This is a genomic window from Pontibacter pamirensis (assembly GCF_010015475.1).
GTDB lineage: Bacteria > Bacteroidota > Bacteroidia > Cytophagales > Hymenobacteraceae > Pontibacter > Pontibacter pamirensis.
In genome coordinates, this window is the sequence record NZ_SSNI01000030.1 from 1 (window position 1) to 15,264 (window position 15,264).

Sequence of the window (15,264 nt, forward strand, 5' to 3'; positions counted from 1 at the left end):
CTGGGAGGATGGAAGCCACATGAAAAGAGAGCAGGTGTTATCACCCTCCACCGCGGATACATGGAATTCTGTAAAATCTTCGATGGGTGGATGCTCGCGCAGAAATTTGTGTCCTAATCGTAGCCTTGTCCAAGGAGGGGAGCCTGGTACTGCGACTTCAGGCTGCAATGCTTGTAGCTCATAATATTACAATACAGTTTGAAGCTCTTTTCTCTTCAGAATACACATGAGTCATGGAAAAAATTTGCAGGAGTAGGAAAGAAAACTCTCCGCCTTAGACAAGGAGGGGTCAGGGGGTGGTTGGACCCGGGAATCAAGATGCAGCATTAACCAAGCAGCAAAACAGGGATTAAAAAGATATATTAGAACTAAGAAATAAGACGATGATAACGCTAAAAAATATCGAAAAAGTCTACCAGACAAAGTCTATTGAAACGGTAGCCCTGCAGAACGTGAACCTGACGGTTCCACAGGGAGAGTTTTTGTCTATCATGGGGCCCTCGGGCTGTGGCAAAAGTACGCTCCTCAACATCATGGGGCTACTGGACGTGCCCAGCAGCGGCACTGTGGAAATTGGAGGAATGCCTATCACTTCCTATAAAGACAAAGAACTGGCGCACCTCCGCAACGAGAAGATAGGCTTTGTCTTCCAGAGCTACCATCTGATCCAGGACCTGAGCGTGCTGGATAACGTAGAGTTGCCCCTCCTCTACCGCCCCCATGTCTCTGCCTCTGTTCGCCGGAAGCGGGCGCAGGTAGCGCTGGAAAAAGTGGGCCTCAGCTCGCGCACCGGCCACTTCCCAAGCCAGCTATCGGGCGGGCAGCGCCAGCGGGTAGCCATTGCGCGCGCGCTCATCGGCATGCCGGAAATTATCTTAGCCGATGAGCCGACTGGTAACCTCGACTCCGTGATGGGCGAGGAAATCATGCAGATCCTCCTCGACCTGAACCGCAAGGAATTTACCACCATTGTGATGGTGACACACGATGAGCAGATGGCCCTGAAAACAGAACGCCTCGTGCGCTTCTTCGATGGCCAGCAGGTATCTGACGCTAAACTGTACGACTTCCAAAAAGCATAGAGCCATGTTAAAGAACTATTTAAAAATAGCCTGGAAGGTGCTCTTGCGGCGCAAGTTCTTTACCTTCATCAGCCTCTTCGGCATCAGCTTTACCCTGATGGTACTGATGGTGGCAACATCGCTTTTCGACCATGCTTTTGGTCCACAAATGCCGGAGCGGGAAACAGACCGGTTGCTTTTTGTGAACCAGATGCGGGAACAGGTAGGTAGCGGACAAAGAAGCGGGCCTGTCAGCTACCACTTCCTCAGCCGGAATGTGCGCACCCTGCAAACGCCTGAAACAGTTTCTATCAACTCTGTTTTCACCAGCGTTAACAGCTATGTAAACAACCGTAAGCTGGCGCTAGATATCAAATTTACGGACCGGGAGTTCTGGGACATTCTTAATTTCAATTTCCTGGAGGGGAATGCATTCAGCCAACAGGACGTAAAAAGCGCAAACCGTGTGGCTGTTATCAACGAGAACACCCGCCAACAGTATTTCGGCACGGAAGCGGCAGTGGGGCAGTACATCGAGGTAGACCAGGTGAGGTATAAAGTTGTAGGCGTTGTGGAAGATGTGCCGGTGCTGCGCCTTCATTCTTATGCTGACGTATGGGTGCCGATTACACTAAAGAGCCAGGATTTTAACAAGCCACAACTGCATGGCACCTACTTTGCCACCATTATGGCAAGGGAGCCTGCTGACATACCTAAAATAAAGGAGGAGTATGCAGCCATGATACAGGAGGTGGAAGGCCGGCAACCGAAGAAAGGCACAAGGCTATATTCCTTTCCTGACACCGTACTGGAGAGCTTTGCCAGAACCTTCTTAGGAAACGGGCGGGAAGCAGGTGTTGGCATCCTGTACGGTATACTGGCTGTTCTGGCGTTTTTGTTCATGCTACTCCCCACTATCAACCTGGTTAGCATCAACATCAGCCGCATCATGGAGCGCTCTTCTGAGATTGGAGTGCGCAAAGCTTTCGGCGCCTCCTCTACCACCATCATAGGCCAGTTTATCGTCGAAAATCTTTTCCTGACGCTGTTAGGTGGCCTGCTGGGCTTCCTGCTTTCGGCCGGGGTGCTGTGGCTTATCAACGACAGCGGCCTTATTGTGTATGCAGACCTGGGACTTAACCTGCGCGTGTTTGCTATTGGGCTGCTGCTCTGTCTTGTGTTTGGTTTGATTTCCGGGGTGTATCCGGCTTATAAAATATCACGATTGCATGCCGTAGAGGCGCTGAAAGGAGGTTCAAAATGATACGCCATTTGTTTAAATTAATCTGGAACAGGAAGAGGAACAACTTCCTGCTGATGACCGAAATTTTCTTTTGCTTCCTTGTGCTGTTCGGAGTACTGAGCCTGGTGGTGTATAACGTGCGCAACTACACCAAGCCGCTGGGATTTGAGCATGAGAACGTATGGTTGCTGACCATGCGCCCTACCAACGACTCCTCTGCCCTGAACCACCAGAACCTGGAACAGGTACTCCAGCGGGTGCGGGCATTCCCGGAGGTGCAGTATGCCTCTCTTAGTACAAGTAATGCCCCTTTTGCTTTCAGTCAGATGACAGATGTCCTGTCATATGGCAGCGTTAAAGACTTGCAGACGGATGTGTATGAGGCAGAGGACGACTTCCAGGGCGTTATGCAGTTGGAGTTGAGCCAGGGTCGCTGGTTCGGGCCGGCAGATAATGCCTCTCACCACGAGCCTATTGTCATCAACAAGGCATTGCAGGAGCAATTGTTTTTAGCAGAAGATCCGCTGGGCAAACTCATCCATAAAAATGATTCGACCAATTACAGGGTGGTAGGGGTGCTGGATCATTACCGTGCTTCCAGCGAGTTTGCGGCAGAAAGCCCGGCCATGTTCTCACGTATCAACCTTCAGAAAAACAAAGATTCTTTTTGGGGTGAGCTTCTTATCCGGGTAAAGCCTGGCACTGGGGTTAACATTGAAGAAAAAATGGTAAAAGAAATTTCAGGCATTAGCAAAGATTGGACGCTGGAGGTGGCTACACTGGAGAAAATGCGCCAGAACAAAGCAAAGCTCACCCTGGTACCGATGATTGCTTTGGGCTTTATCTGTGCTTTTCTAATCTTCAACGTTGCCCTTGGGCTGTTCGGGGTACTTTGGTACAACATCAACAGCCGCCACAGCGAGATTGGCCTGCGCCGGGCACTGGGTGCTGACTCCCGGCAGATTTACTTGCAGTTTATAGGCGAGGTGCTGGTGCTGGCAACGTTTGGTTTGCTGCTGGGTGTTGTGTTTGCCATGCAGATTCCCCTCTTGCAGGTATTCCAGGTGGGGTCTGTGGTATACACTATTGCCATTGCGGGGGCCGTTGCCACCATTTACCTGCTCACTGTTCTCTGTGCCTTCTACCCCAGCCGACAGGCGGCGGCCATACATCCTGCCACTGCTTTGCATGAAGAGTAAGCACTATATATACCAGAAAAAATTTATCTTTATATCTCCAGATCACCAGCTTAAACCAGACCATCAGATGATTCTTATTGTAGATGATGATGTTGCCATTCGCGCCTCACTTAGCTTGCTTATGAAGCAGAATGGCTATAAAACCCAGCAGGCGGCTTCTCCGAAAGAGGCGCTCGAACTTGCGCAGCAGTACAGGTTTAAGCTGGTGATCATGGACATGAACTTCTCCATCGAAACTACCGGCCACGATGGGCTGCAACTGCTGGAACAGTTTAAGAAGCGGATGCCAGAGGTACCTGTTATCCTAATCACAGGCTGGGGCTCCATCAACCTGGCCGTGGAAGGCATGCGGGCCGGTGCCGCCGATTTCATCACGAAGCCCTGGAGCAACGATTACCTGCTGCAGGCGGTGCGCACAGCGCTCAGCTTATCGGAGGAGACGGCTGATGCAGGCGATGCCCTGACGCGCAAAAAGCTGGACCAGCAGTATGATTTAGTCTTTATTGTAGGCCAGGACCAGGAGTTGCTGAAGATACTGAAAAAGGTTGGCCAAATTGGTCCTACTGATGCCTCCGTGTTAATAGAGGGAGAAAGTGGCACCGGAAAAGAGCTGATTGCGGAGGCGGTGCACCGGAACAGCCTCCGTAAGAATCAGCCTTTTATAAAAGTGAACTTGGGCGGCATCTCCTCTTCCCTCTTTGAAAGTGAGATGTTCGGCCACAGGCGCGGTGCCTTCACAGATGCCAAGGCCGACCGCGTGGGTCGTTTTGAGATGGCCAACAAAGGCACCATTTTTCTGGATGAGATAGGAGAACTGGATCTGAGCAGCCAGGTAAAGCTATTGCGCGTGCTGCAGGACCGGACGTATGAGGTATTAGGCGACAGCAAATCCCGGAAGCTCGACATCCGCGTGGTATGCGCCACCAACCGTAACCTGGAGCAACTGGTGGAAGAGGGCAAGTTTCGGGAAGACCTGTTCTACCGCATCAACTTAATAAAAGTTAGACTGCCCTCGCTGCGGGAGCGCGCAGATGACATCCCGCTGCTGGTACAGTACTTTGTGGGCAACCTTAAAAAAGTATACCATCGCCCGGAGCTGCAGGTAAGCTCCCGGGCCCTGCAATGGCTGAAGGAACTGGCGCTGCCAGGCAATATCCGGGAGCTGAAGAACCTGGTGGAGCGCACGGTGCTGGTGGCCGAAAGCAATGTGCTGGAGGCAGAGGATTTCCAGGCGCAGGCGCAACAGGGTCCTGCCAAACCAGGCGACAAAACGCTGCCTGCCGTTGGCACCATGACGCTGGACCAGATAGAGGCTTCGATGATAAAGAAGTCTATGGATTTTTATCACAACAACATCAGCAAAGTGGCCAGGGCACTAGGTTTGAGCCGTGCCGCCCTTTACCGCCGCCTCGACAAATTCAATATCCCCTATGACCCTGCGGACTAAGTTTCTGCTGTTCGCCGTTTTCGTGCACTCGCTCCTGGCTGTGCTGGCTTGGTATGTGCTGCAAGAGAATAAATTCCTTTTCCTGAGCGTCGAGCTGGTGATTATTATCTCTGTGCTGGTTACAGTACAGTTATACCAAGCATTTTTTAAGCCGCTTAAGCTGATTCGGGCGGGTATAGAAGCTATCCGCGACAAGGACTTCTCCACAAAATTCATGGCGGTGGGCCAGGAAGACCTGGACGAACTGGTGAAAGTGTATAACCGCATGATAGACCAGCTGCGCCGTGAGCGCGTGGGGCAGGCAGAAAAACATTTCCTGCTGGAGAAGCTGATTCAGGCCTCCCCTGCCGGTATCATTTTGCTGGGCTTCGATAACCAGGTGGAAAGTGTGAACCCGGCGGCGGAGCGGTTTCTGCAGCACAAAGCGCAGGAGCTAATGGGGAAACACGTAAGCCAGTTACCAGAGGAATGGTCAAAAGAGTTAACCCACCTTTCATCCGGCGAGTCCACCACTTTTCGCCTGCATGGCACCTGGACCTACCGCTGCCACCGCGCCCACTTCCTGGACCGTGGCTTTCAGCATTACTTTATTTTAATAGAGGAATTGACAGAGGCTATCCTACAAAACGAGCGGCAGGCTTACGAAAAGGTTATCCGGGTGATGTCGCATGAAGTAAACAACACCACCGGTGCCATCAACTCTATATTAGACTCTTTGCAGTATTATACGCCCCAGCTAGAGCCGGAGCACCAGCCTGACTTTGCGCATGTGCTGCAGGTAGCCATCGACCGGAACGCCAATTTGAGTCGTTTTATGGCCAACTTTGCGGAAGTAGTGCGCCTGCCTCAGCCAAAGAAAGCCCTCAAAGACTTGCACACTCTCCTGCAGAGGCTGCAGCGCCTGCTGCAACCACAACTGGAGAAGCGCCACATCAGCTGCACCTGGCACCTCGCTCCACAGCCACTTATCATCCTGATAGATGAACAGCAGATGGAGCAGGTAGTGCTTAATATCCTTAAGAACGCCATGGAGGCCATTGGGGAGGAAGGGGAAATCTGCATCCGGACGCAGCTCAACCCGCCGCAGCTAACTATCACGGACAATGGGGAGGGAATTCCCAAAGACGTGCAACAGCATCTTTTTACACCCTTTTACACAACCAAGAACAATGGCCAGGGCATTGGCCTTACGATGGTGCGCGATATCCTCATAAACCACGGTTTTACCTTCTCCTTAAGCTCTGAAGCAGACCTCACCAGCTTCACCATTAAACTGCAGCCCTTAACCTGAAGCGGACTCTTTCATCGAATTAAGAACTATGACAATTTAGTGAAATAACACCATTTTTGTGTACTTTTACGCCTTACACACAACAATCATTTATTTAACAACTCTACTTGTTTTTTACCATACTCCTTCAAACCATTATAATTGCTTGTTAAAAGTATAAATATTTAGGCCAATAAATGAAAATTTGCAAGATTATAAACTTTTTGTAAATTTTTCCGTAGCGCAACCATACAAGTTATGTTTTTATTCTTTACATTAGACCTATAGTTAGCACCCAAGGTCATGGAATATAACATTGTAATCGCCCCGACATTAGAAATATTAGCATCAGAAGTAGCAGGTTTTATCCCGCAAGGCTGGAAATTAAAAGGAGCTATTCTGGAGCATATGAACGGTTATGCACAGCAAATTGTGCGTCACCCAAAAGACAGTATCCGCCAGATACAGCAAAAGCAGCAAGTTCCTGTTAAACAGCGGCGCACCAGATGGATTGAATAACCTAAACCTATAAAGCAGTACTTTTAGCCAAATTATGAACCACTTCTGTTGTCTGCCTCAAAAGAAGCAGGACATAGAAGTGGTTTCGCTTTTGTATCAGCCGTATTCGCCTAAAATGCCACCACATCCTTCTACTGCCCAAGTGTACCACAATAGAAACAGGAACTCTAAAAAGAAGCCTCTACTATTCAAAGCCGTAGAAGATGAAGCCCTACAGCATGCACATTTGTATGAAGCAGGTCGAGATTTTTAGCTAAAGGGTATGTAAGGGGCGCTCCTGCGTATTGCTTCTTTCATTTTATACTTGTAGATTGATTTTCTAAAGTACGTTACCTTCATACCTCTACTGACCATTTTATCATAAACTGCTATGTTAGTAAAGAAAATTTTAGGCGTCTTTTTCGGGTTAGTTTTCATTTCCTTTGCAGTGGTACAGTACAACGACCCTGATCCTGCGCTATGGGTAACCATTTATGGTATAGCGGCTGCTCTGAGCGTTGCTGCGGGGTTCGGCAAGGTAAGTGACACGGTACTTGCTGTTGCTTGTGTCGTATTTGCCGTTGGTGTTATTTATTGGTGGCCTGAACAGTTTGAGGGAGTGGGTGACAGTATGCGGGATGATACAACAGGTTTACTTTTAAGGAACGTGGAAGAAGGACGTGAGTCATTAGGGCTAGCCCTTTGCAGCATAGCCATGGTAAGTTTTATCTTAGCATCCAGGTTGAGCAGTGGCAGCAAAACAGCCAATAAAGCACTATAACAAAACAGGGGCTAGCTATGAAATTGGCTAGCCCCTGTTTTGTTAAATAATCATTTCTTTAGATTTGCTCGGCCTTAAAGCCTGCTTTTTCTACTGTGGTTTTTATCTGCTGCGCATTTAGAGAGTCTGACTTTACTTCCAGCACTTTATCGGGGTTATTTGTATCTACCTTCCAATCCTCTACGCCTTCCAGCTTATTCAGATGCGGAGTTACAGCCTTTACACAGCTCCCACAATTTATGGTTGTTTTAAATTTGTACGTTTCCATATTTATTTTAATTAATTCAGTTAACAATAATTCTCATTTATAATTTCCTGCCTCTTAAGCGGAGGCTGTTCCCCACCACCGAAACTGAGCTGAGCGCCATGGCTGCACCGGCCACCATCGGGCTCAGCAGGAAGCCTGTGAAAGGGAAAAGCAAACCTGCTGCCACCGGAATACAGATTACATTGTAAAAGAAGGCCCAGAACAGGTTCTGATGGATTGTCTGCACGGTAGCCTTGGAGAGCTTCACAGCACCGGCTACCTGCATTAGGTTAGAGCGCATCAGCGTGATATTTGCCACATCCATGGCAATGTCCGTGCCCTGCCCCATGGCAATGCTGACATCGGCAGTGGCCAGGGCCTGCGCATCGTTTATACCGTCTCCTACCATAGCCACGACTTTGCCTTCGGCCTGCAGCTTCTTCACAAAATCAGCCTTGTCGTTTGGCAACAGCTCCGCCTGGAAATGCGCCACACCTACCTGCCGTGCCACAGCGGCTGCGGTCTGTTGGTTATCACCTGTGAGCATGTATACCTCCAAACCGGCCTCCTGCATCGCTTTTACACCTTCCGCCGAAGCCGGCTTGATAGGGTCGCTCACAGCGAATACCGCCAGCGCCTGCGTCGCATCTGCAAAGAAGATAACCGTCCTGGCGTCTTCCTGCAGCTGCCTTGCTGCCTGCAGCAGGTGCTCCGGCATTTGAATGTGCTGTTGTTTAAGCAGCTTTTCGTTTCCGGAATAATAATGCGTGCCCTCAAAAACGGCCTCCACGCCTAAACCTGTCAGGCTATTGAAACTAGCCGGCTGCAGCGCCTGCAGGCCCTTTTCTTTGTAGAACGTATAGATGGCCTGCGCGATAGGATGCTCTGACTGCGCCTCCATGGAGAAGAACAACTGCTCGAGACGTTCCTGCGCCACCGTTTCATCGGCCCATACCACATCGGTTACAGAAGGTTTCCCCAAAGTAATAGTTCCTGTTTTATCTAGTATCACTACGTCCGCTTTATGCGCGCGCTCCAGGCTCACGGCATCTTTTATCAGGATACCGTTCTCAGCACCTCTTCCCACTCCCACCATGATGGCTGTCGGGGTAGCCAGCCCCAGCGCACAGGGGCAGGCAATCACCAGCACGGATATGGTGGAGAGCAACGCTTCCGAAAGGTATGCTTCCCCGCCTATTACCAGCCAGGTAACGAAAGTCAACACTGCAATAACCAGCACAATGGGCACAAAGATACCGGCGATTTTATCCACCAGCTTCTGCACGGGTGCTTTACTGCCCTGCGCCTCCTGCACCAGTTTAATGATGTGCGCCAACATGGTTTCACCACCTGTCTTGCGGGCCACGAGTTGCAGGCTCCCCTTCTGGTTGATGGTTCCGGCAAAAAGCATGTCGCCGGCCTGCTTCTGCACCGGCAGCGGCTCGCCGCTCAGCATGCTTTCGTCTACGTAGGTGGTGCCTGCTACCACCTCGCCATCTACAGGAACGCGTTCGCCGGGCAGCAGCAGCACCTTGTCCTCTACCTGTACCTCTTCTATCTTGATCTCCAATTCGCTCCCGTTCCGTATTACCCGCACCGTTTTCGGCTGCAGCCCCATCAGCTTTTTAATAGCGGAGGAGCTTCGGTCTTTAGCGTTTTCCTCGAGGTACTTGCCCAAAAGGATAAAGGCGATAATCACCGCCACCGCCTCATAATACACATGCGGCATCAGTCCTCGGCTCAGGAAGAACTCGGGGTATACGGTATTAAAAAGGCTGAAAAGAAAGGCAATGCCGGTGCTGAGCGCCACCAGCGTATCCATGTTGGCCCGGAGGTGCTTTGCCTGCGCCCATGCCCCTACAAAAAATCGCTGCCCCGCCCACAGCAGGATGGGTGCGGTAAAAAGTAAACTCACCCAGTTGCCCCAGGCAAAGGCATTATGAAAGAACATCCCCAGGATAAACACCGGCAGCGCCAGCACACCTGCCACAATCGTCTTACGTTTCAGTTTTGTGAGCGCAGCTGCCTGCCGCTTCTCCAGTTCCTCCTGCGTTTTCTCTTCAACCAGTATATCAAAGCCAATCTCCTGCACCGTTTCACGCAGTTGTTCGGGGCTAACCTTTCCCGGCTCATAGGCGACCTGCAGTGTTTTGCCGGCAAAATTCACATTCGCCTCCTGCACGCCCTCCCTCGACTGCAGCATGCTCTCGATACTACCGGCACAGGAAGCGCAGCTCATCCCTTCTACCGGAAAGGTGGCTTTAGTCAGTTTACTTTTAGTTACAGTTGCCATTTTCTATCTCTGCTTTCATTCTTTTACAAAGGTAAGGCAGCTCCTTTGTCCTTCTGTTACACAATTCTGCCTTCGTGTTACAGATTTTTATACTCCGCCTAAACTGAAAAGATACCCTAACCGGGCTTCGGACTGGAGGCAGCAGCTTCTTATTAAACTTTTTTAAGATTCAAAAAGCACGGTATCCATAAGCTCTTAACTCTCCTGCTATGAACGATGCTTTGCAAGACAAAATATATTAACATGTAAACATTTAATGTATAAACATGTAATATTAAAATATTTTGATTCGAAAAAGCAATTTATATATTGGTAAAGTTCAAATAATAGTTCTTGATTTACCCATTTGTAAAACACAGGCCATACTTTTTGCCATTCTCATTCCTATATAGTACTTTTCACTTTCTAAAACTGCTTCAGCAGTAGTGCGCCTTATTTTTCAGGTTTTTATCTTGTATGCACCCCAAAGAATATAATCAAAATAGCAACAGTACTTATGGACGGACAATTCGTTCTATCGGATTTGCTTTTGCCGGTTTAGCATTTGTGCTCGTTGCAGTTTGTACTATTTCCTTTATAACGGCAAGGCAAGTGCAGCAGAACTATACTTCAGTAGTATTGAGTGCATTAAATAAGCTACAGCTTGTAAATGAGCTCCATAACAATGATGATGAGGTACAGAATTTAGTGGCCACATACATCAGTTTAGAGGATTCAAGCCTGAAAGAGGAAATAAGGAGAAGGATTAGGGTAGCACATGACGAAAACACCGCTGCTATCAACCAACTTGACAAGCTGCTACAGGACCAGGAAGGAAAGGAGCTGCTTCGTAGCATTATCAGGGAGCGTAATACATATTACATTGTATCCGATAGCCTGCTGAACCTGAGTATCGAAAGCCCGGAGGTGGCAAGGGCTTACGCACGAACAAGCCTTCATCCTATTCACCAACGCCATCAGCAATACCTCCTGGCACTGAGCAAGAAGATTAAGGAGACTGCAGACATACGGGCTGACGAGGCGGTAGCGTCCATCAACTCCTCCGTTGACAAATACACCCTGCTGTTACTCCTTGCCCTGGCTTCCGCCGCCGGTGCCGGCTACATTATGCGATTTGTCTTTAAAAAGCTGAAACAGGAAAACGAATACTTAAACGCAGAGATTGAGGAGCGCAAAAAACTCGAGTACGCGCTCGGCGAGCAGCAGCGGGAGTATAAAATGCTGTTTAATCGCAACCCGATCCCAATGTGGATTTATAATCAGAAAACATACTGTATACTGGAGGTAAACCAGGCAGCTGAGCAGGAGTACGGGTACTCCGAAGCGGAATTCCTGAACATGACAGTGCTGGACCTGCGCCCTGAGGAGGATATTGACAGATTTAGTGATAGCCTTAAAAAAGCAGCAAAAACGAAGAATGACTTGTCTGCTAAGTCCGTACACAAGCGCAAGGACGGTTCAGTGTTTCAGGTAGAGGTACGTTCTCATTCCCTGCCTCTTAAAGCTGAGCTACAACCAAGGCTGGTAGTGGCGGTAAATATACAGGAACGGGAACAGGCGCTGGAACAGTTGAAGCGGAACGAAGAGCAACTGCGTGAAGTCAGTTCCAGCGTGCCGGGGGCTGTGTTTCAGTACCAGATGGAGCAGGATGGCAGTTTTTGCTTTCCGTACATCAGCGAAGGAGTTCTTGGTTTATGCGGTGTTACACCCGAAGAAGTTTACCGGGAACCGATGCTGCTTTACAAAAACCTGCACCCCGATGACCTGACAGGAGTAAAACACACAACGACAGCCTCTTACAACAACCTAACCCCATGGGAGCAAGAGCTGCGGGTATGGCAGCCCGAAAGCAAAAAGTATATGTGGGTGCGGGGCCATAGTTTACCTTCCTGCAGAGGGAAAGGCACCGTTGTCTGGAATGGCACTTTCATAGACATCACAAAGCAAAAAGAGACAGAGGAACAGTTGAAGCGGAACGAAGCAAACCTGCGGGCCCTGCTTGACAGTTCTTCGCAGGCTATTTACCTGCTGGATGAAGAGTTGAAGGTAATTTCTTTTAATAGAGAAGCAGCAGCCGACGTATGGAAGTATCTTCTAAAAAAGCTGGAGCCCGGGCAAAGTATGCTGGAGTATATCTCAAGCACAAAAGTGAACAGCACCAGAAAGTGCCATGCCAGAGCTATGCAGGGCGAAACAATCGTTTTTGAGGCTGGCCACGGGGAGTTTTGGCACGAGATAACGTACCAACCTGTTACCAGCGATGAAAACCAGACACTGGCCGTTGCCCTGACTATCCGCGATATCTCGGAGCAGAAGATATCCATCGAAACGATCAGGCGAAACGAGCTACAGCTAGCCCGGGCACAGCAGCTGGCGAAATTAGGAAGCTGGGAATACCATGTAAGGCAGGGTATGCTGACATGGTCTGAGGGGACTTTTGCCGTTTACAGAAAAACGAAAGATAGCTTTGTCCCCTCGCTTCACAACATGTTAGCCCTTATTCATCCCGAAGACAGGGACAAGGTGAAGGCGAACTACCTGAGGGCCATCGAAACGAAAAGCAAGCTAAACTTTGAGCATCGCATTCTATTGCCAGGTGGGAAAGAGGCAAATGTAATGGAGGTGGCTGAAGTAACCTGTGACGAGGCCGGAGAAGTAATTAAACTATCTGGTACGGTGCAGGACATTACAGAACGAAAAAAGGCGGAGCAACAGGTCACTGAGGCTAAGAACCTGCTGCAGACAACCATTGAGAACATACCGGAAATCATTTTCACTCTGAATCCTGGCCTCAGCATTATTTACATAAGCCCACAGTGCAAGCAGATTACAGGCTACACGGAGGAGGCTTTTTTAGGAAAGCCAGAAACGTGGCTCAAGGTCATACACCCTGAGGATCAAAAGCCCTTGATGCAGGAGGTGCTGCCCCTGATTCTCTCAGGAGAGCCGCAGGAGTATGAAATGCGCTTGGTAGACAGTTCTGGAAAGCTGCGCTGGCTTTTGCTCCGTATGTCGCCAGGCCTGGACCAGGAGGGAAAAGTGATGCAAGTGTATGGCTCGGCCTCTGACATGACAGCGTACAAAGAGGCGGAGGCAAAGCAGCAGGAGCTCTCCGACCAACTGATAAAGCAAAACCAGAACCTGCAGCAGTTCGCATATATTGTATCGCATAACCTGCGGGCGCCTATTGCCAACATGCTGGGCCTTACCTCCATCTACGACAGGAACAGGTTTGATGCTCCTATCAACCAGAAGGTTATAGACAACCTGTTGAAGTCCGCACAGCTTTTGGATGCAACTATCCACGACCTGAACGACATCCTGACTATTCGCAGCCAGATCAGCAGCATCAAGGAAACCATCGCTTTCGATTGCCTGCTCCAAACCGTATTAGAAATACTGGATGCTGAAATAACTGCCTGTGGAGCCTCTGTGAGCACTGATTTCAGGGATGCACCGGAAGTTAGCAGCATCAGAAGTTATGCGCAGAGCATTCTGCTAAACCTTGTTTCCAACGCTATCAAATATAGGTTTCCGGGCAGAAAACTAGCGATTCGCATTAACACATTCAGGGTAAACAACTATATTTGCCTGCGTGTGCAAGACAATGGCTCTGGTATAGACCTGGAAAAGCAACAGGATAAAATCTTTGGTCTCTACAAACGATTTCATCAAGGTGTTGAGGGTAAAGGACTTGGGCTGCATCTGGTTAAGACCCAAGTAGAATTACTTGGAGGCAAAGTAGAGGTCCATAGCACGCTGCATGAAGGCTCCACCTTCAGTGTCTACTTCAAAAGTTAGATTTCTTACCATGAGTACTTTAAAGAAAGTAGTATTAGTAGATGATGACCAGGTAAACAACTTTGTTTGTGAGAGTATAATCCGCAACGAGAACTTTGCTGACGAAATTATCAGCTTTGATTGGGCGGAGGATGCTTTGAAATACTTGCAGGAAGAATCAGATAAAGGGGTAGATAACTTCCCTGACCTTATTTTCCTGGATATTAACATGCCCGGCATGGATGGCTGGTCGTTTATACATGAATACAAAAAGCTTCCGGAGCAGGCAACTGCTCACTGCAGCCTGTTTATGCTTTCGTCTGCCGTAGACAGAAAGGACATACTAACAGCAAAAAGCAACGAAGAAGTGAAGGAATTCTTCTCCAAGCCACTGTCGTCTGAAATTCTGAATATAATCAGGGAAGATTATATTCAGAATCGTTAGGCATTATCCGGCTCTGCATCCGAATTCGGCACTTTAGAACAGGTTTAATTCCCGGACCTGTTCTACCCTTTTCTCTTCCCCTATGTACCTTTGCTATTGCAGAAGCATCAGCTACTTTGCAAGCAAGATATGCAAACCCAGCATTTCTATCCATCATCTGGCAAATCGAAAGCACTATCAAAACATAGGATAAACTATATATTTCCGGGTTGCCTTTTATTGTGTATAAGCACCAAATCCGGTTAGAAAATCTTTGTTTTGGTGCGTTTATCACTGATTTGTTAGAAGATTTAAATCAAAAGAAGCATCTACTAATGCCAAATGACAAAAATTCAGATTACAATCAATGTATATATAGTATATCTAATATAAACTTATCTTACCTGTTAAATAACTTAAATAATATATTAAAATATAACTATATTTTTCAAGGTTCGTATCACGGGGCATCTACTATATAAACATGTTAATATATAGTAGAATCAATCAACATAAATAACCAAACCCTTATACACCCATGAAAAGGATATTATCTTTCGTCTTATTCGCTTTACTTCTGACTGCTCCTGCGTTCGCACAGGTTAGTATACTAGATTTATCCCCGGAGCTAGAGAAAAAATGCACCAGCATTACGCAAACTATGACGCAAAAGCTACAACTGAATGAACCTGCTTATATTCAGTTGAAGGCTCTAAACCGGAATCGGATGGCTAAAACAGCGGAAATAATGCGCAGCTATAGTAACAACGACAGCTTATCGCTTGAGAAACTGCGGGAAGTCGAACTTGATTATGAGCAGCAGCTTATTACTTTTCTGTCACCGAAGCAGATGGAAGTTTATGCCACCTACAGAAAAGATGCTTCAGATTTTATGTTCGTAGCAGCGAAAGAGAAAATGTAAGCCCCAAAAGCAGGCTTCCACAATGGAGACCTGCTGAAAGCATAAAAAGCAAGAGGGAGAGCCAAATGGCTCTCCCTCTTGCTTTTTATGCTGCCTTGT

Annotated in this window: 12 protein-coding genes; 10 read left to right on the top strand and 2 right to left on the bottom strand. The window is 48.4% G+C overall.

Annotation, left to right across the window (positions count from 1 at the left end):
* Window positions 1–383: 383 nt before the first annotated feature.
* The 7 genes from E1919_RS19730 (at window position 384) to E1919_RS19760 (ending at window position 7,499) form a co-directional block, all read left to right on the top strand.
* Window positions 384–1,082 (top strand): ABC transporter ATP-binding protein, encoded by a 699-nt coding sequence (locus E1919_RS19730; RefSeq protein ID WP_162055146.1) that lies wholly within the window; start codon window positions 384–386, stop codon window positions 1,080–1,082.
* Between the two features lie 4 nt (window positions 1,083–1,086).
* Window positions 1,087–2,325 (top strand): ABC transporter permease, encoded by a 1,239-nt coding sequence (locus E1919_RS19735; RefSeq protein ID WP_162055147.1) that lies wholly within the window; start codon window positions 1,087–1,089, stop codon window positions 2,323–2,325.
* A gap of 53 nt (window positions 2,326–2,378) precedes the next feature.
* Window positions 2,379–3,503, top strand: a complete 1,125-nt coding sequence (locus tag E1919_RS19740) for an ABC transporter permease (protein ID WP_237144669.1) — start codon at window positions 2,379–2,381, stop codon at window positions 3,501–3,503.
* 67 nt (window positions 3,504–3,570) lie between these two features.
* On the top strand, window positions 3,571–4,950 hold the full coding sequence (locus tag E1919_RS19745; protein ID WP_162055149.1) for a sigma-54-dependent transcriptional regulator: 1,380 nt from the start codon (window positions 3,571–3,573) through the stop codon (window positions 4,948–4,950).
* On the top strand, window positions 4,934–6,241 hold the full coding sequence (locus tag E1919_RS19750) for a sensor histidine kinase (protein WP_162055150.1): 1,308 nt from the start codon (window positions 4,934–4,936) through the stop codon (window positions 6,239–6,241). The genes E1919_RS19745 and E1919_RS19750 overlap by 17 nt, the downstream gene beginning before the upstream one ends.
* Before the next feature lie 282 nt (window positions 6,242–6,523).
* Entirely contained in the window at window positions 6,524–6,739 is a 216-nt protein-coding gene (locus E1919_RS19755; protein WP_162055151.1) for a hypothetical protein, read from the top strand.
* 370 nt (window positions 6,740–7,109) lie between these two features.
* Window positions 7,110–7,499: a transmembrane 220 family protein gene (locus E1919_RS19760; RefSeq protein ID WP_162055152.1), complete on the top strand. Its 390-nt coding sequence runs from the start codon at window positions 7,110–7,112 to the stop codon at window positions 7,497–7,499.
* Window positions 7,500–7,557: 58 nt separating this feature from the next.
* Here the strand turns inward: E1919_RS19760 and E1919_RS19765 are convergent, their stop codons facing one another.
* Both E1919_RS19765 and E1919_RS19770 read right to left on the bottom strand, forming a co-directional pair.
* Window positions 7,558–7,767: a heavy-metal-associated domain-containing protein gene (locus tag E1919_RS19765; protein WP_162055153.1), complete on the bottom strand. Its 210-nt coding sequence runs from the start codon at window positions 7,765–7,767 to the stop codon at window positions 7,558–7,560.
* A gap of 37 nt (window positions 7,768–7,804) precedes the next feature.
* Window positions 7,805–10,039, bottom strand: a complete 2,235-nt coding sequence (locus E1919_RS19770) for a heavy metal translocating P-type ATPase (RefSeq protein WP_162055154.1) — start codon at window positions 10,037–10,039, stop codon at window positions 7,805–7,807.
* Window positions 10,040–10,495: 456 nt separating this feature from the next.
* Between E1919_RS19770 and E1919_RS19775 the strand changes: the two genes are divergently transcribed.
* From E1919_RS19775 to E1919_RS19785, 3 genes are all read left to right on the top strand, one after another.
* Window positions 10,496–13,840, top strand: a complete 3,345-nt coding sequence (locus E1919_RS19775; RefSeq protein WP_162055155.1) for a PAS domain S-box protein — start codon at window positions 10,496–10,498, stop codon at window positions 13,838–13,840.
* Window positions 13,841–13,850: 10 nt separating this feature from the next.
* Window positions 13,851–14,264 carry a response regulator gene (locus E1919_RS19780; protein ID WP_162055156.1) on the top strand — a complete coding sequence of 138 codons (414 nt, stop codon included), beginning with the start codon at window positions 13,851–13,853 and terminating at the stop codon, window positions 14,262–14,264.
* 517 nt (window positions 14,265–14,781) lie between these two features.
* A complete protein-coding gene (locus E1919_RS19785; protein WP_162055157.1) occupies window positions 14,782–15,165 on the top strand; it encodes a hypothetical protein in 384 nt (127 codons plus the stop codon).
* Window positions 15,166–15,264: the final 99 nt, after the last annotated feature.